The organism is Vibrio sp. 10N.222.49.A3 (genome assembly GCF_041475145.1).
Taxonomy (GTDB): domain Bacteria; phylum Pseudomonadota; class Gammaproteobacteria; order Enterobacterales; family Vibrionaceae; genus Vibrio; species Vibrio tasmaniensis_A.
Genome location: NZ_JBFRVM010000030.1, coordinates 1 through 20,420, shown reverse-complemented (window position 1 = coordinate 20,420; position 20,420 = coordinate 1). Strand labels below are relative to the sequence as shown.

21 protein-coding genes are annotated in these 20,420 nt (G+C 44.5%); 4 read left to right on the top strand and 17 right to left on the bottom strand.

What is annotated here, in order from left to right; all coding sequences use genetic code 11:
- Window position 1 precedes the first annotated feature (1 nt).
- From atpF to AB4589_RS05700, 17 genes are all read right to left on the bottom strand, one after another.
- The gene (gene atpF / locus AB4589_RS05780; RefSeq protein WP_010433231.1) at window positions 2-472 is read right to left on the bottom strand and encodes a F0F1 ATP synthase subunit B; all 471 of its coding nucleotides are present in this window, start codon (window positions 470-472) and stop codon (window positions 2-4) included.
- Window positions 473-531: 59 nt separating this feature from the next.
- Window positions 532-789: a F0F1 ATP synthase subunit C gene (gene atpE, locus AB4589_RS05775; RefSeq protein WP_004411110.1), complete on the bottom strand. Its 258-nt coding sequence runs from the start codon at window positions 787-789 to the stop codon at window positions 532-534.
- Window positions 790-838: 49 nt separating this feature from the next.
- A complete protein-coding gene (gene atpB, locus AB4589_RS05770) occupies window positions 839-1,636 on the bottom strand; it encodes a F0F1 ATP synthase subunit A (protein WP_009848124.1) in 798 nt (265 codons plus the stop codon).
- Between the two features lie 8 nt (window positions 1,637-1,644).
- A complete protein-coding gene (locus tag AB4589_RS05765) occupies window positions 1,645-2,034 on the bottom strand; it encodes a F0F1 ATP synthase subunit I (protein WP_008221392.1) in 390 nt (129 codons plus the stop codon).
- Between the two features lie 192 nt (window positions 2,035-2,226).
- Window positions 2,227-3,108: a ParB/RepB/Spo0J family partition protein gene (locus AB4589_RS05760; RefSeq protein ID WP_012605105.1), complete on the bottom strand. Its 882-nt coding sequence runs from the start codon at window positions 3,106-3,108 to the stop codon at window positions 2,227-2,229.
- A gap of 23 nt (window positions 3,109-3,131) precedes the next feature.
- Entirely contained in the window at window positions 3,132-3,905 is a 774-nt protein-coding gene (locus AB4589_RS05755; RefSeq protein WP_009848126.1) for a ParA family protein, read from the bottom strand.
- Between the two features lie 14 nt (window positions 3,906-3,919).
- A complete protein-coding gene (gene rsmG / locus AB4589_RS05750; RefSeq protein ID WP_009848127.1) occupies window positions 3,920-4,552 on the bottom strand; it encodes a 16S rRNA (guanine(527)-N(7))-methyltransferase RsmG in 633 nt (210 codons plus the stop codon).
- The gene (mnmG, locus tag AB4589_RS05745) at window positions 4,552-6,447 is read right to left on the bottom strand and encodes a tRNA uridine-5-carboxymethylaminomethyl(34) synthesis enzyme MnmG (RefSeq protein WP_012605106.1); all 1,896 of its coding nucleotides are present in this window, start codon (window positions 6,445-6,447) and stop codon (window positions 4,552-4,554) included. The genes rsmG and mnmG overlap by 1 nt, the downstream gene beginning before the upstream one ends.
- Window positions 6,448-6,926: 479 nt before the next feature.
- Complete coding sequence (gene mioC, locus AB4589_RS05740) at window positions 6,927-7,361, bottom strand: FMN-binding protein MioC (protein WP_371709750.1); 435 nt, start codon at window positions 7,359-7,361, stop codon at window positions 6,927-6,929.
- Window positions 7,362-7,411: 50 nt separating this feature from the next.
- The gene (mnmE, locus tag AB4589_RS05735) at window positions 7,412-8,773 is read right to left on the bottom strand and encodes a tRNA uridine-5-carboxymethylaminomethyl(34) synthesis GTPase MnmE (RefSeq protein ID WP_372099718.1); all 1,362 of its coding nucleotides are present in this window, start codon (window positions 8,771-8,773) and stop codon (window positions 7,412-7,414) included.
- A 129-nt stretch (window positions 8,774-8,902) separates the two neighbouring features.
- A complete protein-coding gene (yidC, locus tag AB4589_RS05730) occupies window positions 8,903-10,525 on the bottom strand; it encodes a membrane protein insertase YidC (protein ID WP_048610831.1) in 1,623 nt (540 codons plus the stop codon).
- A 2-nt stretch (window positions 10,526-10,527) separates the two neighbouring features.
- Window positions 10,528-10,785, bottom strand: coding sequence for a membrane protein insertion efficiency factor YidD (gene yidD / locus AB4589_RS05725; RefSeq protein WP_004735802.1), 258 nt, complete (start codon window positions 10,783-10,785; stop codon window positions 10,528-10,530).
- On the bottom strand, window positions 10,752-11,075 hold the full coding sequence (gene rnpA, locus AB4589_RS05720; RefSeq protein WP_017055478.1) for a ribonuclease P protein component: 324 nt from the start codon (window positions 11,073-11,075) through the stop codon (window positions 10,752-10,754). The genes yidD and rnpA overlap by 34 nt, the downstream gene beginning before the upstream one ends.
- A gap of 45 nt (window positions 11,076-11,120) precedes the next feature.
- A complete protein-coding gene (gene rpmH / locus AB4589_RS05715) occupies window positions 11,121-11,255 on the bottom strand; it encodes a 50S ribosomal protein L34 (RefSeq protein WP_004735800.1) in 135 nt (44 codons plus the stop codon).
- Window positions 11,256-11,461: 206 nt separating this feature from the next.
- A complete protein-coding gene (locus AB4589_RS05710) occupies window positions 11,462-12,199 on the bottom strand; it encodes an amino acid ABC transporter ATP-binding protein (protein ID WP_048610829.1) in 738 nt (245 codons plus the stop codon).
- Window positions 12,196-12,867 carry an amino acid ABC transporter permease gene (locus tag AB4589_RS05705; RefSeq protein ID WP_009848134.1) on the bottom strand — a complete coding sequence of 224 codons (672 nt, stop codon included), beginning with the start codon at window positions 12,865-12,867 and terminating at the stop codon, window positions 12,196-12,198. The genes AB4589_RS05710 and AB4589_RS05705 overlap by 4 nt, the downstream gene beginning before the upstream one ends.
- Window positions 12,868-13,002: 135 nt before the next feature.
- Entirely contained in the window at window positions 13,003-13,752 is a 750-nt protein-coding gene (locus AB4589_RS05700) for an amino acid ABC transporter substrate-binding protein (RefSeq protein WP_050649810.1), read from the bottom strand.
- Between the two features lie 311 nt (window positions 13,753-14,063).
- Between AB4589_RS05700 and dnaA the strand changes: the two genes are divergently transcribed.
- From dnaA to gyrB, 4 genes are all read left to right on the top strand, one after another.
- Entirely contained in the window at window positions 14,064-15,485 is a 1,422-nt protein-coding gene (gene dnaA, locus AB4589_RS05695) for a chromosomal replication initiator protein DnaA (protein ID WP_372099715.1), read from the top strand.
- A gap of 81 nt (window positions 15,486-15,566) precedes the next feature.
- Window positions 15,567-16,667, top strand: coding sequence for a DNA polymerase III subunit beta (gene dnaN / locus AB4589_RS05690; RefSeq protein ID WP_371709752.1), 1,101 nt, complete (start codon window positions 15,567-15,569; stop codon window positions 16,665-16,667).
- A 74-nt stretch (window positions 16,668-16,741) separates the two neighbouring features.
- On the top strand, window positions 16,742-17,821 hold the full coding sequence (gene recF / locus AB4589_RS05685) for a DNA replication/repair protein RecF (RefSeq protein WP_371709753.1): 1,080 nt from the start codon (window positions 16,742-16,744) through the stop codon (window positions 17,819-17,821).
- A 17-nt stretch (window positions 17,822-17,838) separates the two neighbouring features.
- Window positions 17,839-20,256: a DNA topoisomerase (ATP-hydrolyzing) subunit B gene (gene gyrB, locus AB4589_RS05680; protein WP_009848139.1), complete on the top strand. Its 2,418-nt coding sequence runs from the start codon at window positions 17,839-17,841 to the stop codon at window positions 20,254-20,256.
- Window positions 20,257-20,420: the final 164 nt, after the last annotated feature.

Sequence of the window (20,420 nt, the reverse complement as noted above, 5' to 3'; positions counted from 1 at the left end):
TTTAAAGTTTTGCAGTAATGTTGTTAAGAAGATCATCGTGTACATCTTTATCGATTGTACGTTCAAGGATTTTCTCAGCACCAGCTATAGCCAGAGTTGCGACTTGTTTGCGCAGGTCATCACGGGCACGTGTACGCTCTGCTTCAATTTCTGCTTCAGCTTGCGCTAAGATCTTCTGGCGTTCTGCCTGAGCCTCTTCGCGTGCTTCATCAATAATTTGAGCTTTACGTTTGTTTGCCTGATCAATAACCTCAGTTGCAGTGCGCTTTGCTTCTTTCATTTGCTCAGAAGCGTTGGCTTGTGCCAGGTTCAAGTCTTTAGCAGCGCGTTCAGCGGCTACTAGACCGTCAGCAATTTTTTTCTGACGTTCTTCAATTGCTTGCATGATTGGTGGCCATACATATTTCATGCAGAACCAAACAAACAGTGAAAAAGCAATTGCTTGACCTAGCAGAGTTGCGTTCATATTCACAACAGCTACCCCTCGTTAAGAATCAACTACAAAAATTTAATTAACTATTTAGAAGTTAATTAGCCTGCTAGTTGACCAACAAATGGGTTAGCAAACGTGAATAGTAGTGCGATTACGATACCGATCATTGGAACAGCATCCAATAGACCAGCGATGATGAACATCTTAACTTGTAGCATTGGAGCCATTTCAGGTTGACGCGCAGCGCCTTCTAGGAATTTACCACCAAGAATAGCAAAACCAATTGCAGTACCTACGGCACAAAGACCAACAATGATAGCAACAGCGATTGCTGAAAAACTTAGTACAGTTTCCATTTACGTTCTCCGATTAACATTAATAGTTAGAATAAAGCTTAAAAATTTTTTAGTGATCACTATCTTCATGAGCCATTGATAAGTAAACGATTGTCAACATCATGAAAACAAACGCTTGAATCAAAATAACCAAGATATGGAAGATAGCCCAAGGTAGTGCACCTACCCATTGTAAGTACCACGGTAGCATTGCCGCGATAAGAATAAACACCACCTCACCCGCAAACATATTACCAAATAAACGCATACCTAGAGATAGTGGCTTCGCTAATAACGAAATTACCTCAAGTACCAAGTTAAATGGAATCATGATTGGGTGATTAAATGGATGCAGTGCCAATTCTTTAGCAAATCCGCCTAGACCTTTCACTTTGATGCTGTAGTAGATCATCAGAGCAAAAACACCTAAAGCCATTGCCATTGTTATATTAACATCAGCTGTAGGAACCACTTTCAAGTAAGGGATACCTAGCCAATGCTCTGCAGGATATGGTAAGAAATCGATAGGCACTAAGTCCATCAAGTTCATAATGATAATCCAGCAGAATATAGTCAGTGCTAGTGGGGCAATCAGAGGGTTGCGGCCATGGAAAGTTTCTTTAACGTTGTCACCAACGAATTCCACTACCATTTCAACAAAACACTGAAGCTTACCAGGTACACCTACTGTTGCTTTCTTAGCGACTGAGCGAAAAACCCAAAGGAATAACATCCCTGTCAACACCGAAAAAAACAGACTGTCTATATGTACGTTCCAGAAACTTGTCTCCTCTACAAGACCAAACTTAGCTAAAGAAAGGTTTTGTAAATGGTGTTCAATGTATCCGGATGCTGTTGGCGCAGCCATAACTCATCCTATTTTTTATTGTTAATGAAAAGCACTGGCGCAAAGATATTAATACCTAGAACCAGTAAATAGGTCAGTTTGAGGGGAATTAATTCCACCTGCATATACATGTAGACGATAGAGAATAGTAGAACTGTGATTAAGATTTTGAGCGCTTCACCTGCATAGAACGACGCCGCAACTAACTTAGTTGCGCGAGCTCCACAAAATAGAAAAGCACACACACAAAAAACTACATTCGCGATGACAAAAATACCGCCACCGATTAATGCAGCAAAACCCCAATCAGGATTAACAGCTAAACCTAACCCTATCGCCACTAATATAACCGCGCTAAGCTCGATCAATAACATTTGCTTTGCAAGCACTCGTCCTGGTCTTGCTAACGCCGCTACCATGTATTCGTTCCTCTTTTAAGCCTACTTTGATACTCGCTTAAAAGCGTGCTGATAAATTGGCGAAAATTATACGTTCAGCCAAATTGATTGCAATAAGAATGCAGCAATCATTTACATTTTTGTATACAAACCGACAACTTTTGTACGAAATCACTTGTTCATTACATAATTGACCTAAATCAATTATCTCACTTAGTACTCTAATTTAGCAATAAGTTGATCTAATTTGTGAGGCTCATCAAGAGTAATTGTCACTTTTGACTTCCCACTAACAGAACGAGTAACTGAAACGTTTGCTTGCAATTTTTCCGTGAGTCTTCGTGAAAGTTCGATAGCTTCAGTGTCTTCTTGCTTCGATTCTGATTCAACGTCTGGCTTTAAGCACTTTTTAACAAGCTGCTCAGTTTGACGCACGGTCATTTTTTTGGTTGCTGCAGTGTTTGCTGCCTCAACCTGGGTATCGCCTTCGAGCGCAAGCAATGCTCTAGCATGCCCCATTTCCAGGTGTTTGTTGGAAACTAAACCTTTTACTTCATTTTCGAGCTGATTTAGACGTAATAAGTTACTAACCGTTGCTCTCGATTTACCGATCACTTCAGCAACTTGTTGATGTGTCAGCTCAAATTCGTTCTGCAAGCGCTCTAACGCTTGTGCTTCTTCGATAGCATTCAAGTCTTCACGCTGAATGTTCTCGATCAATGCCATCGCAATCGCGGCCTTGTCTTCGACTCTCTTAATTAGACATGGCACTTGCTTAAGGCCAGCTTGACGAGCAGCTCTCCAACGACGTTCGCCAGCAATAATCTCAAACTGGTCGTGTGCTAAGGGACGTACAACGATTGGCTGAATAATACCTTGAGATTGGATTGATGCTGCCAGCTCTTCTAGCGCTTCCGGCGCAATATCCTTACGCGGTTGATATACACCTGGCTTTAAGCAACCAACAGCCAATTCGATAAGCTCACCATCAGCCGACAACGCCTGACTATAAGAAGCAACTTGCTGCTTTTCACGAGCTAATGAGCTAGTTGCAAGCAATGCATCTAGCCCCTTTCCTAAACCACGCTTAGACATTGAGCGAATTCCTTTGGTTGGACCTATACTGGGACTTCTTCACGACGTAACATTTCGCCAGCAAGAGCAAGATATGCCTTAGCTCCTGCAGAATATTTGTCGTAGTACATTGCTGGCTTGCCATGACTCGGCGCTTCTGCCAGACGCACATTTCTAGGGATCACAGTTCGATAGACTTTGCTACCGAAGTGCTTTTTGAGTTGATCAGATACTTCGTTCGATAAGCGGTTACGAGGATCGTACATAGTACGCAGAAGACCTTCAATCTTCAGGTTCTCATTTACCACCGCAGCGAGCTTGCTAATGGTATCCATCAACGCAGTCAAACCTTCCAGAGCAAAGTATTCACATTGCATAGGAACCAATACGGAATCGGCCGCAGCCATCGCATTAATTGTAAGAAGATTTAATGACGGTGGGCAATCGATAAAGATGAAATCATAGTTATTACGAATGGATGCCAACGCGTTCTTTAGACGAACTTCACGAGCAAACACTTCCATCAATTTGATTTCTGCCGCTGTAACATCACCATTTGCGGCGATAAGGTCATAGTTGCCAGATGTACTTCGGCAAACTACCTCATCAAATGGGGTGTCTTCAACCAACAAATCGTAAGCAGTTGCTTCAACCTGATACTTGTCAACACCGCTCGCCATCGTGGCATTACCTTGAGGATCGAGGTCAACAACCAATATCTTGCGCTTTGTTGCCGCCATTGATGCTGCCAAGTTAATGCAAGTTGTTGTTTTTCCTACGCCACCCTTCTGGTTGGCAATTGCTACGATTTTACCCACTATGGCCTCGCTGATTATCCCTGACGCGATAAAGTAACTAGATGACGCTCTCCATCAAGCTCTGGCACTTGCAAAGCTTTAATGTCTGTCACTGAACACCATTCAGGTAACAGGTCGATTTCGTCTCTAGGGTGTTGTCCCTTAAGAGCCAAAAATACACCGGATTGCTCTTTAGGTAAATGATGACACCACTCTACCATGTCTGTCATTGATGCAAATGCGCGACTGAGCACGGCATCAAACTTTTCTTCTGGTTGAAATTCTTCAACGCGACTTTGAATCGGCACCACGTTGTCGATACCCAGCTCATGAATCACTTGCTTGATAAAACGAATACGCTTACCCAAGCTGTCTAGCAAGTAAAACTCGCAGTCAGGATTCATGATTGAGAGCGGAATCCCAGGAAGACCAGGGCCTGTGCCAACGTCAATAAAGCGCTTGCCTTGTAAGTGAGTGCTAACAATGATGCTATCTAAGATATGTTTCACCATCATTTCTTGCGGATCACGAACTGACGTCAGATTGTATGCTTTGTTCCACTTGTTTAGTAACTCAACGTAGCCAACCAATTGGCTGCGTTGCTTTTCAGATACTTCAAGTTCAGTCTGGCCAATCAGGTGATCCAGTTTTTCGCGTAATGCGCTCATTATGCTTCCTCACCTTTTTTCAACAGGCCGTGTTTTTTCAAGTAAACCAACAGAATTGAAATTGCAGCAGGTGTGATACCTGAGATTCGCGATGCAATACCAATTGAGTCTGGTTTAGCGGTAGTTAGTTTAAGAACCACTTCGTTAGAAAGCCCTTTTACCTTACTGTAATCGATGTCAGCCGGCAGTTTGGTGTTTTCATGACGCAGTGATTTTTCAATTTCATCTTGTTGACGTTGGATATAGCCATCGTACTTCACTTGGATCTCAACTTGCTCAGACGCTTGTTGATCTTCCAGTGCAGGACCAAAACGATCCAACGACGTTAGCTGTGAATAAGTCATTTCAGGACGACGAAGAAGATCTTCACCACTCGCTTCACGAGACATTGGTGTTTTCAGGATCTGGTTCAATTGATCAATATCTTCAGATTTTGGATTAATCCATGTTTCTTTAAGACGTTGACGCTCTTTCTCCATATTTTCCATCTTCTCGTTGAATCGCGTCCAACGAGCATCGTCGACCAAGCCAAGTTCACGAGACTTTTCAGTCAAACGGATATCAGCGTTGTCTTCACGAAGCAACAAGCGGTACTCCGCGCGAGATGTAAACATTCGGTACGGTTCTTTAGTACCCATCGTCGACAAGTCATCGATAAGTACACCCATGTAAGCTTGATCGCGGCGTGGGCTCCAGCCCTCTTTGCCTTGCGTAAACAAACTCGCATTCAAACCGGCCATTAAGCCTTGTGCTGCAGCTTCTTCGTAGCCAGTGGTGCCATTGATTTGCCCCGCAAAGAACAACCCCTTAATAAACTTGGTCTCGTAAGTCAGTTTAAGATCGCGAGGGTCAAAGAAGTCGTACTCAATCGCGTAGCCAGGACGGACGATGTGTGCGTTCTCAAAACCTTTCATTGAGTGAACGATTTTTACCTGAACATCAAACGGTAAACTGGTTGAAATACCATTCGGGTATAACTCGTGCGTCGTTAGGCCTTCAGGCTCAATGAAAATTTGGTGACTGTTTTTATCAGCAAAGCGCATCACTTTGTCTTCAATCGACGGACAGTAACGAGGGCCAATACCTTCAATCACACCAGCGTACATCGGGCTGCGATCGAGGTTGGCACGAATAACGTCATGCGTATTTTCGTTAGTGTGCGTGATGTAACATGGAATCTGACGCGGCTGCTGAGCTCGGTTACCCATGAATGAGAAAACCGGAGTCGGATTATCGCCGTGTTGAACCTCAAGCTCAGAAAAATCAACGCTGCGTGCATCGATGCGAGGAGGTGTACCCGTTTTTAGGCGATCAACACGAAATGGAAGATCACGAAGACGGTCAGCGAGCGCGATCGATGGTGGATCACCCGCACGTCCACCCGATGAACTTTCCATACCAATATGAATCTTACCGCCTAGGAATGTGCCTACCGTTAAGACCACAGCATTAGCGCGGAATTTGAGGCCCATTTGCGTAACCACACCCACCACTTGATCTTGTTCAACGATCAAGTCATCAACCGACTGTTGGAACAGAGTTAGGTTTGGTGTGTTTTCAAGAACATTACGGACAAAGGCTTTGTAAAGTGCGCGGTCAGCTTGTGCACGAGTTGCACGTACCGCAGGGCCTTTTGATGCGTTTAATGTTCTGAACTGAATACCTGCATGATCAATAGCTTGCGCCATTAATCCACCCATAGCATCGACCTCTTTTACCAAGTGGCCCTTACCGATCCCGCCAATGGCTGGGTTACAAGACATCTGTCCCAACGTATCGATATTATGAGTTAGTAATAACGTACTTTGACCAGTACGTGCAGATGCGAGTGCGGCTTCCGTTCCTGCATGGCCACCACCAACAACGATGACGTCAAATTTTTCGTGATAAAGCATGAACCGACCTCAGGTACTCAAACGTTTCTAGATTGATAAAAAGGAGCGATATTCTACCTGTTTTCATAGCTTGAGAAAACGTTTTTGGAATTTTTCGAAAAAGCTGTTTTTAATTAATATAGATAAGATCTTTAGAGAGATCTTTTATTAGATCTATTATTAGGATCGAGGGTGTCTGTGGATAAGTAGAAAATGATCAACAAGATCATGGATCTTTTTTGGATCAAAGGGTGTGATCTAACTTTGATCATAATGAGGATTAGCTGGGATCAAAATGGCTACTTATACACAAGGGGGAATTACCTAGAAAGTTGTTATTTGGATAACTATAGGTTGATCACCGTATATGTATGATCTTATCCACAGAGAAAATTGAAAAAAGGACATGTATTTCGATTTATTTTCAAAAAAGTTATTCACAATCACGATTTTCAGAGACAAAAAAAGCGGCATAAGCCGCTTTTTAGAAGATTGGGGTGTTAAAACTGGTCACTATGATCGTTAAACCATTCCCCTGCAGCATCTTCTGGGACCGGTGTTTCAAGAACATCGATGGTAAAACAAGCAGAAATCGCTTGAGCACCGAGCTCTTTTAGTTGGCTGTGGACTGATTTACCTGCCAAACAGAAGGTATCGTAGCTCGAATCTCCAAGCGCCACTACAGCAAAGCGAACCTGGCTTAAATCTGGAGATTGCTGGGTCAATGCGTCGATAAACGGCTTAATATTATCTGGAAATTCACCGGCACCATGAGTTGAAGTGACCAACAACCAAAAGCCTTGTTGGGGGATATCATCGTATTCAGGCTGATTATGAAGGGTTATTTCATGACCTTGCTCTTCAAGAAGATCATTAAGGTGATCGCCAACGTACTCTGCACCACCTAAGGTGCTACCTGTAATAATGTGGATCATTAAGCTGTCCTTACTAAAGAAGAAGGCCAGCATGAACTGGCCTTTTAAGGTTATTTACCAATACAGAATGAAGAGAAGATGCGACCTAAAAGATCGTCTGAACTGAACTCACCCATGATCTCATTGAGGTGCTGCTGAGTAATTCGAAGCTCTTCCGCTAAAATCTCACCCGCCATGTAGCCTTCAAGCTGCTGTTGGCCGATATCTAGGTGTTCTGATGCTCGTTCTAGGGCATCTAAGTGACGACGACGTGCCATAAAGCCACCTTCATGACCACCAGCAAAGCCCATACAATCCTTTAGATGACTACGCAGAGCGTCGACACCTTGGCCTGTTTTGGCTGATAAGCGAATCAGGGTTGGATCGTTAACATGACAAATGCCTAACTCTTCACTGGTTTGATCCGCTTTATTACGAATTACCGTCATTCCGATGTTGTCTGGTAGACGATCAACGAAATCTGGCCAGATATCTTTCGGGTCGGTTGCGTCTGTTGTTGTGCCATCAACCATAAATAAAACTCGGTCTGCCTGAGCTATTTCTTCCCAAGCACGTTCAATACCTATCTTTTCTACTTCATCAGAGGCCTCACGTAGGCCTGCGGTATCAATAATATGCAGTGGCATGCCATCAATATGGATATGTTCACGCAGTACATCACGCGTAGTGCCGGCAATATCAGTCACAATGGCAGATTCTTTGCCTGACAATGCATTTAATAGGCTCGATTTACCCGCATTTGGGCGACCTGCAATCACGACTTTCATACCTTCACGCATGATGGCACCTTGATTGGCTTCTTGGCGCACAGCTTCGAGATTGTCGATGATAGCCTGTAAGTCAGCACTTACTTTACCGTCAGCAAGGAAATCAATTTCTTCTTCAGGGAAGTCGATAGCCGCTTCAACGTAGATTCTTAGGTAAATCAGGGAATCTACCAGTGTATTAATACGCTTTGAGAATTCACCTTGCAGGGATTGTAGTGCAGATTTCGCCGCTTCTTCTGAGCTTGCGTCAATCAGGTCAGCAATCGCTTCGGCTTGAGTTAAATCCATCTTGTCGTTTAAGAAGGCACGCTCTGAAAACTCACCTGGACGCGCAGCACGCACGCCTGAGATCGCGAGGATTCGTTTGATTAGCATATCCATCACCACCGGACCGCCGTGGCCTTGCAGCTCTAACACGTCTTCGCCAGTAAACGAATGTGGGTTAGGGAAGAAAAGCGCGATACCTTGGTCGAGTTCGATGCCATCGTGAGATTTAAACGGGAGGTACTCAGCGTAGCGAGGCTTAAGTGTTTTTCCTGTTACTTCTAGGGCAACCTGAGTCGCCAATGGGCCGGAAACGCGGATAATACCGACGCCACCACGGCCTGGCGCGGTCGCTTGAGCAACAATCGTATCTGTAGTCATAGGTGTGCCTGCTAGCATGTGAAAGCCAAAGAGGGCATTCACGATTAATCAATTAGCTGAATTGTAATCAGCTAAAAACAAAAAGGCGACCTTTTGGTCGCCTTTCTTTATCTCTTTCTATTATCGAACTTACTTAGAATGTAAGCCTTTCTTTTCCAGTGCGCGGTAGATAAGCGTTTGCTGAATTAGAGTTACGATGTTCGATACTAGCCAGTAAAGAACCAGACCTGAAGGGAAGAACAGGAAGAAGAATGTGAACATAACCGGCATAAAGGTCATGATCTTCTGCTGCATTGGATCCGTTACAGTTGTCGGGCTCATCTTCTGGATTAGGAACATTGAAGCACCCATCAGAAGTGGCAAGATGTAGTATGGGTCTTGTGCTGAAAGGTCAGTAATCCAACCGAAGAACGGTGAGTGACGCAGTTCAACAGACTCCATTAGTGCCCAGTATAGCGAAATGAAGATAGGCATTTGAAGAAGAATAGGTAAACAGCCACCTAGTGGGTTTACTTTCTCTTTCTTGTAAAGCTCCATCATTTCTTGACTCATGCGTTGACGGTCGTCGCCAATACGCTCACGCATTGCAGTCAGCTTAGGCTGAAGCATACGCATTTTCGCCATAGACGTGTACTGAGCTTTCGTTAGTGGGTACATAGCACCACGAACGATGAAAGTTAGACAGATGATTGCCAGACCCCAGTTCACAACGATGCCTTGAATGAACGAAAGCAGAGTATGAAGTGGTTTAGCAATGAACCATAACCAACCGTAGTCAACTACTAGGTCTAGGTTCGGTGCAACAGCAGCCATTTGATCTTGAAGTTTAGGACCAACCCAAAGCGTTGCTTTGAAGCTTGCTTCGTCGCCAGTAGCAATGGTCTTGTTCGGCATACGAACACCGATATCGCCAAGGTTACCTATTACACGAGTGTAAAGGTTGCTGCCTGCTTCGTCGCGTGGAATCCAAGCACTTGCAAAGTAGTGCTGAATCATCGCTGCCCACCCTTGACCGTTTGCTAGGTTAAGAGACAGGTTGCGATCTTGCATGTCGTCGAAGCTGTATTTTTTGTAACGCGTATCTTCCGTAGAGTAAGCACCACCACGGTAAGTTGGCATTGTTAGGCTACCGCCGTCATCCATTACGTTCTGACGTAGGTGAGCGTACATGCCGAATGTCGCGTTGTTACCAGAGTTGTTGACTACATCGTATTCAACATCCATTGCGTAGCTGCCACGCTTAAGGATGAATGTTTTCGTGTAATCAAGGCCGTTCGCTTGGTAAGTCATCGGGATGCGTAGTTCATCCTGACCATCAGCAAGCGTGAAGCTGTCTGCTGAAACTGTGTAGCTTGGGCGGTTTGTGCTGCTTAAATCGATACCTTGAGGACCCACTAGACCGCTTTGTGCGATAAATTGGTGACCTGGTTCGTTTTTAAGAAGAACAAACGTATCTTCAGAATCGAACTCAGCAGAGTAATCGTTTAGGTTTGCTTTAACGACATCACCACCAACCGTATCAATTGACAGAGTCAGTACATCAGTTGTTACTGTGATAGTTTTAGCAGAAGAAGCAACTTGACCAGGAGCCGGGTCTAGATCATCTGCATAAGATGGCGCTGGTAGGGTGCTGCCAGATTGTGCCTGCTCAACCGCTTGTGGTGCTGGATTCTGAGCTACGTTCCATTGTTGGAACAGTAGGAAAGAAACCAAAGCCAATGCGATTAACAGGATATTACGTTGAGAATCCATCGTTATTTATCTCTGTCTTGTTTTTGGACTGGTGGAACGGGGTCAAAGCCCCCTTCGTTCAAAGGATGGCATTTTAATAGACGTTTGCCTGATAACCAACACCCTTTTACAAAACCGTGAGCTTTCAACGCTTCTATCGCATATAAAGAGCAGGTTGGAGTAAATCGGCAGCGTGGGCCGATGAGTGGACTAATAAACCATCTATAAAAATAGATGGGTATTAGCGCTATCCACGCGAAGGGCGAGACAGGCGAAGCCATAATTTGTCGAGTAGCTTGAACATTTCTTCATTGCTTAAATCTTGCGCGCTCTTCTTAGCGATTACAACAAAATCTTTGTTAGGAAGTTTGTGTTGAGTGTTACGAAAGCTTTCACGAGTAAGACGCTTGAATCGGTTACGACCCACGGCGGTTTTAATCTGCTTTTTCGGAACGGCTAATCCAAGACGAGGATTTGAAAGAGAGTTATTTCGGGCAATGATGGTGAAATGAGGGGAGCCAGCTCGATGAGCTTGCTTGAAGACATTTTGATAATGTTCGGGAGTTAACAAGCGTAACTCCCGACCGAAGGCTAGCTTATTCAAAATAATCAAAGATTACTTAGAAAGACGCTTACGGCCTTTTGCACGACGTGCATTGATTGTTGCGCGACCGTTCTTAGTAGCCATGCGAGCACGGAAACCGTGAGTACGCTTACGCTTTAGAACTGTAGGTTGAAAAGTGCGTTTCATTGTAATTACCTTACTGATCAGTAGTTTTAGGTTTTTGTTAAACCCGGCGTGGGCATTTTTTCTCTTCTTTATATAAGAAAGGAAAACCGACGCCTCTCAACAAAGAGGCGGAATTGTAATCACTGTCACAAAAAGTGTCAATGATTGGGTTAACTAAAATTCCGGTCGGGGGATTATACGTAGAATAACTAAAATCACAAGGATCCTTAGTCGATCCCAACCTTATTTAAGAATTTTTTTAATTTAGGATCCTGTGGATTACCAAAAATATCCTGTGGAGATCCCTGCTCGACAATATGACCGTCAGCCATGAAGATCACTCGGTCTGCGACCTCTCTAGCGAACTGCATTTCATGGGTAACCACCAGCATGGTTTGATGCTGATTTGCCAGTTTTTTCATTAGGTTAAGCACTTCGCCAACCCACTCAGGATCGAGCGCTGAAGTCGGCTCATCAAACAGTAAAAGCTCGGGTTGTAGTGCCATTGCACGGCCAATACCCACCCGTTGTTGCTGGCCACCAGAGAGCGCGGCTGGGTAGCTATCACCTTTGTCACCTAAGCCAATATCATCAAGTATTTGTTGTGCTTTTTCATGGGCTTGCTGCTTTTTCCAACCACGAACGGTAATTAAACCTTCAGCAATATTCTGTCTCGCGGTTTGGTGAGCGAACAGTGCATAGTTTTGGAACACAAAACCGGTCTTACGACGCAGTGCAAGCACCTCTGCCTTAGTGTGTTTCTGAGTATCAACCTTGATATCATCAATCGAAATTGTGCCTTGATCGGCTTGCTCTAGAAAATTCACACAACGCAGTAGGGTAGACTTACCCGTACCACTTGAACCTATGATGACAATTATCTCACCTTGTTTGATTTCTAGGTCGATCCCTTTCAAAACTTCGGTGTCACCAAACTGCTTGTGGATATTTTGTAATTTGATCATCGTACATACGCCTTATTCAGTTTCACTTCGGCCCAAATTTGAATACGAGTGAGGATAACCACCACGCCCCAGTAAATCAGCGCTACCGCTAAGAAAGCCTCGAAGAAGCGGAAACTTGAAGAAGCCTCCATCTGAGCTTTAGCCATGATTTCGGCGACACCTAAGGTGAAAGCAAGTGAAGTCGATTTGATCATGTCGATGAAGTAGTTCATCAATGACGGCAGTGCCACGCGAGTTGCTTGCGGCAAGATCACTCGGCGCATCGCTTGGCTGGTTGTCATACCGACCGAAAGGCTGGCTTCCATCTGGCTGCGATCAATACCGATAATCGCGGCACGAATACTTTCTGCCATATACGCGGCAAAGTGCAGGGTTAAGCCAATCACAGCGGCGCTGAAGGCATCCAACCCAACCATCCACGGGAAGACTTGTGGTAAGCCGTAATAAAGGAGGAACAGCTGCACCAACAGTGGGGTGCCTCGGAAGAAGCTAATGTACAGCTGGCTCAGTTGGTCGAGTACTGGGATTTTGAATACACGAATATTCGCCAGTATCAGAGACAGAATTAGAGCAAAGAACAAGCCCCAAGTCGCCATCTCCATCGTGGTGCCTAAATACTTCAGTAGTATCGGCAACAGCTCTAGCATGTAATTAAAGTCAAATCCCATAATCTATCTCGTATTTTTATTGGCAGTGTTGTTCTATATGTAAGTACTGTTCTATCAGGTTTTTTAATCAGTGCACAAAAGCAAAAAGCCCACCGCTGTATAAAGCAGTGGGCCTTGAATGGAGAAAGTGAGTAATTACTTCTGAGTAATGTCCGCACCAAACCATTTCTGAGAGATACTTTCTAGCGTACCATCTGCGCGCATTGCTGCTAATGCTTCATTTACTTCTGCTTGCAGTTTTTTGCCGTTATCGTTGTCGACGAAAGGCCAAGCGTTTTCAATGGTTTCGAATGGCTGACCCGCCAGTTGTAATGGTAGACCAGTCTTCTTGATAAGCTCTAGTGCTGATAGGCGATCCATTACGAATGCATCGGCACGGCCCAGTGCCACATCATGTTCAATACCTGTATCGTAGGTTTTTACATTGATCTTGCCATCTTTGTCGTAGCTGCGAAGCAGTTGTTCAAAGTTTGAACCTAGGTTTACCGCAACTGTCTTGCCATTAAGGTCTTCGATACCTTTAATGCTGTCATTACCTTTACGAACGGTAATTTGTGCGCCGTCTACTACGTATGGGTCTGCGAATAGGTATTTCGCTTTACGTGCATCCGTCATTGTAATTTGGTTTGAAATGGTATCGATGCGACCCGTTTCAAGAAGACCAAACAGACCAGAGAAGTTTGCCGTTACGTATTCAACCTTGTAATCGTTACGCTTACCGATCTCATCCCATAAATCCACTTCAAAACCTTGTAGCTGGTCTTGTTTAACGAATGTAAACGGGAAATAGCGACCAGACATGCCGACTTTAACTTCAGTCGCAGCTTGAACAGTAGCAGCAGAGAGTGCGATAGCCGCAATTGCAGCCTTAATCCAGTTATTCATTTGGTAACTCCTTATATTTATGGGTTTGGATGTTACTGGGAAAATGCTCACTAGAATAAATAACCAGATGTTATTAACCATAACCAGATTGAATTCCCGATTTGGGGATAACTAGCAAGGATCCGGGCATAAGTGGATCATTGTGTGAGTAAATTAGGGGCAAGATGTGTGGATCCACCGATAAATTACAAATTTATTGTGAATAACTTGGATCTTATTCACTGGATCTGTGATCAATTGCTGGTGATCTGACTTATCAACAGGTAAAATTAGCGGTCATTTCATATTACTTTAAATAGAGTGAGGGCACCGTGTCATCTTCGCTTTGGTTGCAGTGTTTGCAACAGCTTCAAGAAGAGTTACCAGCTACAGAATTCAGTATGTGGGTTCGTCCGTTACAAGCGGAACTCAATGACAATACTCTAACTCTATTTGCACCGAACCGTTTCGTACTCGATTGGGTTCGTGATAAGTATCTAAATAGCATTAACCGTTTGCTACAAGAATATTGTGGTAATGATATCCCGCATCTTCATTTTGAAATTGGGAACAAACGAGTTACTGCTCCAAAATCTGAGACTATCGCCCCAGCTCGTACCCGTACAGCCGCTGATGTGGCTGCTGAATCGTCAGCACCTGCGCAGTTACAAGCTCGTAAGCCTGTTCACAATATCTGGCGTGATGAAGAGCCTGTAGCGGTTGATCTTAACCACCGTTCAAACGTAAACCCAAAACATAAGTTCAATAACTTTGTTGAGGGTAAATCAAACCAATTGGGTTTGGCGGCGGCACGTCAGGTTTCTGATAATCCAGGAACAGCTTATAACCCGTTGTTTTTATACGGTGGCACTGGTTTAGGTAAGACGCACTTGTTGCATGCGGTGGGTAATGCCATTGTTGACAACAAACCGAATGCGAAAGTGGTTTACATGCATTCTGAGCGCTTTGTTCAGGATATGGTGAAGGCGCTACAAAATAACGCGATTGAAGAATTTAAGCGCTACTACCGTAGTGTTGATGCTTTGCTTATCGATGATATCCAATTTTTCGCGAATAAAGAGCGCTCTCAAGAAGAGTTCTTCCATACCTTTAATGCGCTGCTTGAAGGCAACCAACAGATCATCCTAACCTCTGACCGTTATCCAAAAGAGATCAACGGGGTAGAGGATCGTCTTAAATCTCGCTTCGGCTGGGGTTTGACGGTAGCGATTGAGCCACCAGAGCTTGAGACTCGTGTTGCGATCTTAATGAAGAAAGCCGAAGACCACCAAATTCACCTTGCGGATGAAGTGGCATTCTTTATTGCTAAGCGTTTACGCTCTAACGTTCGTGAGCTAGAAGGCGCATTGAACCGTGTTATTGCGAATGCAAACTTCACTGGCCGTCCGATCACGATCGATTTCGTGCGTGAAGCACTGCGTGACTTGCTTGCTCTGCAAGAAAAACTCGTCACCATTGATAACATTCAAAAGACAGTCGCTGAATACTACAAAATCAAAGTTGCTGATCTATTATCTAAACGCCGTTCTCGTTCTGTTGCTCGTCCACGCCAACTGGCGATGGCACTGGCTAAAGAGTTAACTAACCACAGCTTGCCTGAGATTGGCGATGCATTCGGTGGCCGTGACCACACGACCGTACTGCATGCTTGTCGTAAGATTGCTCAGTTGCGTGAAGAGAGCCACGACATTAAAGAAGATTATTCGAACTTGATTCGTACCCTTTCTTCTTAATACACAGTATTCTTAACCTTAATAAGCAGAATCTTGGCCACGTACTATTACGCAGTGCCATTTAGACCGTAAGAGCAAGATATGAAATTTACCATTGAACGTAGTCACCTGATAAAGCCATTACAACAAGTATCTGGCGCACTCGGTGGCAGGCCAACGCTTCCAATTCTAGGAAATCTACTGATTAAAGTAGAAGATGACGTGTTGTCGATGACAGCAACGGATCTAGAAGTTGAACTGATCAGCCGTGTAACGCTTGAAGGTGATTTCGAAGCGGGCAGCATTACTGTACCTTCACGTAAATTCCTAGATATCTGTCGTGGCTTGCCAGACAGCTCAGTGATCACTGTGGTATTGGATGGCGACCGTATTCAGGTTCGTTCTGGTCGTAGCCGCTTCTCATTAGCAACATTACCTGCGGCAGATTTTCCAAACATTGAAGACTGGAGCAGTGAAGTTGAAGTGTCAGTGACACAAGCTGAGCTACGTGGTCTTATCGAGAAAACCCAATTCTCAATGGCGAACCAAGATGTTCGTTATTACCTCAACGGCATGTTGTTTGAGATTGAAGGTTCAATCCTACGAAGTGTCGCAACTGATGGTCACCGTATGGCGGTATCTCAAGCACAATTGGGTGCCGATTTTGCTCAGAAGCAGATCATTGTTCCTCGTAAAGGTGTGCAAGAGTTAGTGAAGCTACTGGATGCACCAGAGCAACCGGTAACGCTGCAGATTGGTAACTCTAATGTGCGTGCTGAAGTGAACAACTATGTCTTCACTTCTAAGCTGGTTGATGGTCGTTTCCCTGATTATCGCCGCGTAATGCCGCAAAATACTACCAAGACACTTGAAGCTGGTTGTGATGAATTACGTTCAGCATTTTCTCGTGCTGCGATTCTGTCGAATGAAAAATTCCGTGGTGTTCGCGTTAATCTTGTAGATAGCGAGATGCGTATTACCGCGAACAACCCAGAGCAAGAAGAAGCGGAAGAAGTGCTAGACGTAACCTTTGATGGTGATGCACTAGAGATTGGTTTCAACGTAAGCTACGTGTTGGATGTTCTGAACACACTACGTTGTGAGCAAGTTCGCATCTCAATGTCAGACGCCAATGCGAGTGCTCTTATCGAGAACGCACAAGACGACAGCGCGATGTACGTTGTTATGCCTATTCGCTTATAAGCGTTGTTTGTGATGTTTACTGATCAACAACGTTTACCTATCGAGTCGTGATTGAAGATTAATATGAAGACGTTATGCCTTTATCGCGCTTAATCGTTAAGCAGTTTAGAAATATAGAAGCCTGTGACATTCAACCGTCATCAGGCTTTAACTTTCTTATAGGGGCTAACGGGAGCGGAAAAACCAGTGTCCTTGAAGCGGTATATCTGCTCGGACATGGTCGCTCATTTAAGAGTTCACTCACCGGCCGTATCATACAAAACGAGTGCAGTGAGCTGTTTGTACATGGCCGTTTTATGACCTCGGATCAATTTGAGCTGCCAATTGGCATTAATAAGCAGCGCGATGGCACAACAGAGGTTAAAATAAGCGGTCAAACTGGGCAAAAATTGGCTCAGTTAGCTCAGGTTTTACCTTTGCAGTTGATTCACCCGGAAGGGTTTGATTTACTAACCGATGGACCTAAGCATCGCCGCGCATTTATTGATTGGGGAGTCTTCCACAGTGAGTCCGGCTTTTATGATGCATGGGGCAGGGTAAAGCGCCTCAATAAGCAGCGAAACGCCTTATTGAAAACGGCAACACACTATCGAGAACTGAGCTATTGGGACCAAGAATTGGCCCGTTTAGCGGAAAGTATCAGCCAGTGGCGTGCCACTTACGTTGAACAGCTTAAAGAAGTCGCCGAAGAAATCTGTGCGACCTTCCTTCCTGAGTTTGAGATAAAGATTAACTATTATCGTGGTTGGGACAAAGACACCCCATATGCCGATATTTTAGAAAAGAATTTTGAAAGGGATCAGCAGCTTGGTTACACCTTTAGTGGGCCAAACAAAGCGGATCTGAAGATAAAAGTGAACGGCACTCCAGTGGAAGATGTCTTGTCACGAGGTCAATTGAAGTTGATGGTGTGCGCGCTGCGAGTAGCACAAGGGCAACACCTCACTCAAATGACAGGTAAGCAGTGCATCTATTTGATAGATGACTTTGCTTCCGAATTAGATAGCCAACGCCGAGCACGTCTTGCTGAGTGTTTAAAGGCGACCCAGGCTCAAGTTTTTGTAAGCTCTATTACCGCTGATCAGATTGCAGATATGCATGACGAAAATAGCAGGATGTTTCATGTGGAACATGGCAAAATAGAGCAAGGATAATTAGTCAGAGAGTAACTATGTCAGATAATTACGATTCATCGAGTATTAAAGTACTGAAGGGTCTGGATGCGGTACGTAAGCGTCCTGGAATGTACATTGGCGACACGGATGATGGTACCGGTCTGCACCACATGGTTTTTGAGGTGGTAGATAACTCTATTGATGAAGCGCTAGCTGGTCACTGTAATGACATCATTGTAACTATCCATGAAGATAGCTCAGTGTCTGTAAGCGATGACGGCCGTGGTATTCCAACAGAATTGCACCCAGAAGAAAAAGTATCAGCAGCAGAAGTAATCATGACGGTTCTTCACGCTGGTGGTAAGTTCGATGATAACTCGTACAAGGTATCTGGTGGTCTGCACGGTGTTGGTGTTTCAGTAGTTAACGCACTTTCTAAGCAAGTTACTCTTACTATCCACCGCGGTGGCAAAATCCACACTCAAACCTACAGCCACGGTGAGCCTCAAGCGCCACTAGCGGTTATCGGTGATACGGATAAAACCGGTACAGAGATTCGTTTCTGGCCGAGTGAAGAAACCTTCACTAACATCGAGTTCCATTACGACATTTTAGCTAAGCGTCTACGTGAGTTATCATTCTTGAACTCAGGTGTATCAATTAAGCTAATTGATAAGCGTGAAGAAGACAAAATGGATCACTTCGAATACGAAGGCGGTATCCAAGCGTTTGTTGAACACCTTAATACCAATAAAACACCAATCATCCAAAAGATTTTCCACTTTGATTCAGAGCGTGATGACGGCATTACCGTTGAAGTTGCAATGCAGTGGAACGATGGTTACCAAGAGAACATCTACTGTTTCACCAACAACATCCCTCAACGCGATGGTGGTGCTCACTTAGCGGGTTTCCGTGCTGCACTAACGCGTACTCTGAACAGCTTCATGGATAAAGAAGGCTTCTCGAAGAAAGCGAAGACTTCAACATCAGGTGATGATGCTCGTGAAGGTTTGACGGCGATTGTTTCGGTGAAAGTGCCAGATCCTAAGTTCTCAAGCCAAACGAAAGACAAGCTGGTTTCTTCAGAAGTGAAGTCTGCCGTTGAGTCTACGATGGGTGAGAAGCTATCTGAGTTCCTAATTGAGAACCCAGGTGAAGCGAAAATCGTTTGTTCTAAAATTATCGATGCAGCGCGTGCTCGTGATGCAGCGCGTAAAGCTCGTGAGATGACACGTCGTAAAGGCGCATTAGATTTAGCCGGTCTTCCAGGTAAACTAGCTGACTGTCAGGAAAAAGATCCTGCACAGTCTGAACTATATATTGTGGAAGGAGACTCTGCTGGCGGATCAGCTAAGCAGGGGCGTAACCGTAAGAACCAAGCAATCCTACCGCTTAAAGGTAAAATCCTTAACGTAGAGAAAGCGCGTTTCGATAAAATGCTGTCTTCTCAAGAAGTCGCAACGCTAATCACAGCCCTTGGTTGTGGTATTGGCCGTGATGAATACAACCCAGATAAACTGCGTTACCACAACATCATCATCATGACCGATGCCGATGTCGATGGTTCTCACATCCGTACACTGCTACTGACGTTCTTCTACCGTCAAATGCCTGAGCTGATTGAACGTGGTTACATCTACATTGCTCAACCGCCACTTTACAAAGTGAAGAAGGGTAAGCAAGAGCAGTACATCAAAGATGAAGATGCGATGAACCAGTATCAAGTATCTTTGGCTTTAGACAATGCAGAACTGCACGTAAATCCTGAAGCACCTGCGTTTGCCGGTGAAGGCTTAGAGAAGCTTGTTCAGCAATACAATGCAGGCATCAAGCTCGTTGATCGTATGAGCCGCCGCTACCCACGCGCATTGGTTCACGAACTGATTTACGTTCCTCGCCTAACCGCTGAGCAGTGTCATGATGATGCGGTGGTTGAAGCTTGGGGTAAGCAGCTAGTAGAGCAGCTAAACGGTAAAGAAGCGGGTGCAAGCCAATACAGCCTTGAAGTTGAAAAGCACGAAGAGCTAGGTTTAAGCGTTCCTAAGATTGTGGTTCGTACTCATGGTGTAACTCATGAGCACGTGCTGAGCATTGATCTGATTAACTCGAAAGAGTTTGGCAAGCTAGCGGATCTTTCTGAAGCACTTGATGGCCTGATTGAAGAAGGTGCTTACATTAAGCGTGGCGAGCGTACTCAAGAAGTGTCTAGTTTCGTTGAAGCTCTGAACTGGTTAGTGAAAGAGTCTCGTCGTGGCCTAAGCCTACAACGATACAAAGGTCTAGGTGAGATGAACCCTGATCAACTTTGGGAAACGACAATGGATCCTGAAACTCGTCGTATGATGCAAGTAACGATTGAAGATGCTGTTGGTGCTGATCTGTTGTTTACAACATTGATGGGCGACCAAGTAGAACCGCGTCGTAACTTCATCGAAGAAAACGCACTTAAAGTAGCAAATCTAGACGTTTAGTATCTTTGATACTTCGCTCTTTCGCTTAATTTCTGTGTCAGAGGTGCTCACATACATTCGTATGCTCCGCGCCTCTTCTTTGAACTAAAACGAAATAGCTTCGTCTCAAAAAACTAAATTTGTTGTTAAAAAGACTGCCAAAAATGGCTAATGCCGTTCACTTA

Coding starts and splice junctions, on each gene's coding strand:
- rsmG (WP_009848127.1), bottom strand. CDS start 4,552: ATGAGCGCATTACGCGAAAAACTGGATCACCTGATTGGCCAGACTGAA.
- dnaN (WP_371709752.1), top strand. CDS start 15,567: ATGAAATTTACCATTGAACGTAGTCACCTGATAAAGCCATTACAACAA.
- AB4589_RS05710 (WP_048610829.1), bottom strand. CDS start 12,199: ATGATCAAATTACAAAATATCCACAAGCAGTTTGGTGACACCGAAGTT.
- yidC (WP_048610831.1), bottom strand. CDS start 10,525: ATGGATTCTCAACGTAATATCCTGTTAATCGCATTGGCTTTGGTTTCT.
- recF (WP_371709753.1), top strand. CDS start 16,742: ATGCCTTTATCGCGCTTAATCGTTAAGCAGTTTAGAAATATAGAAGCC.
- atpE (WP_004411110.1), bottom strand. CDS start 789: ATGGAAACTGTACTAAGTTTTTCAGCAATCGCTGTTGCTATCATTGTT.
- AB4589_RS05760 (WP_012605105.1), bottom strand. CDS start 3,108: ATGTCTAAGCGTGGTTTAGGAAAGGGGCTAGATGCATTGCTTGCAACT.
- AB4589_RS05700 (WP_050649810.1), bottom strand. CDS start 13,752: ATGAATAACTGGATTAAGGCTGCAATTGCGGCTATCGCACTCTCTGCT.
- atpB (WP_009848124.1), bottom strand. CDS start 1,636: ATGGCTGCGCCAACAGCATCCGGATACATTGAACACCATTTACAAAAC.
- gyrB (WP_009848139.1), top strand. CDS start 17,839: ATGTCAGATAATTACGATTCATCGAGTATTAAAGTACTGAAGGGTCTG.
- yidD (WP_004735802.1), bottom strand. CDS start 10,785: ATGGCTTCGCCTGTCTCGCCCTTCGCGTGGATAGCGCTAATACCCATC.
- mnmE (WP_372099718.1), bottom strand. CDS start 8,773: ATGACTACAGATACGATTGTTGCTCAAGCGACCGCGCCAGGCCGTGGT.
- mnmG (WP_012605106.1), bottom strand. CDS start 6,447: ATGCTTTATCACGAAAAATTTGACGTCATCGTTGTTGGTGGTGGCCAT.
- AB4589_RS05765 (WP_008221392.1), bottom strand. CDS start 2,034: ATGGTAGCGGCGTTAGCAAGACCAGGACGAGTGCTTGCAAAGCAAATG.
- AB4589_RS05705 (WP_009848134.1), bottom strand. CDS start 12,867: ATGGGATTTGACTTTAATTACATGCTAGAGCTGTTGCCGATACTACTG.
- mioC (WP_371709750.1), bottom strand. CDS start 7,361: ATGATCCACATTATTACAGGTAGCACCTTAGGTGGTGCAGAGTACGTT.
- rpmH (WP_004735800.1), bottom strand. CDS start 11,255: ATGAAACGCACTTTTCAACCTACAGTTCTAAAGCGTAAGCGTACTCAC.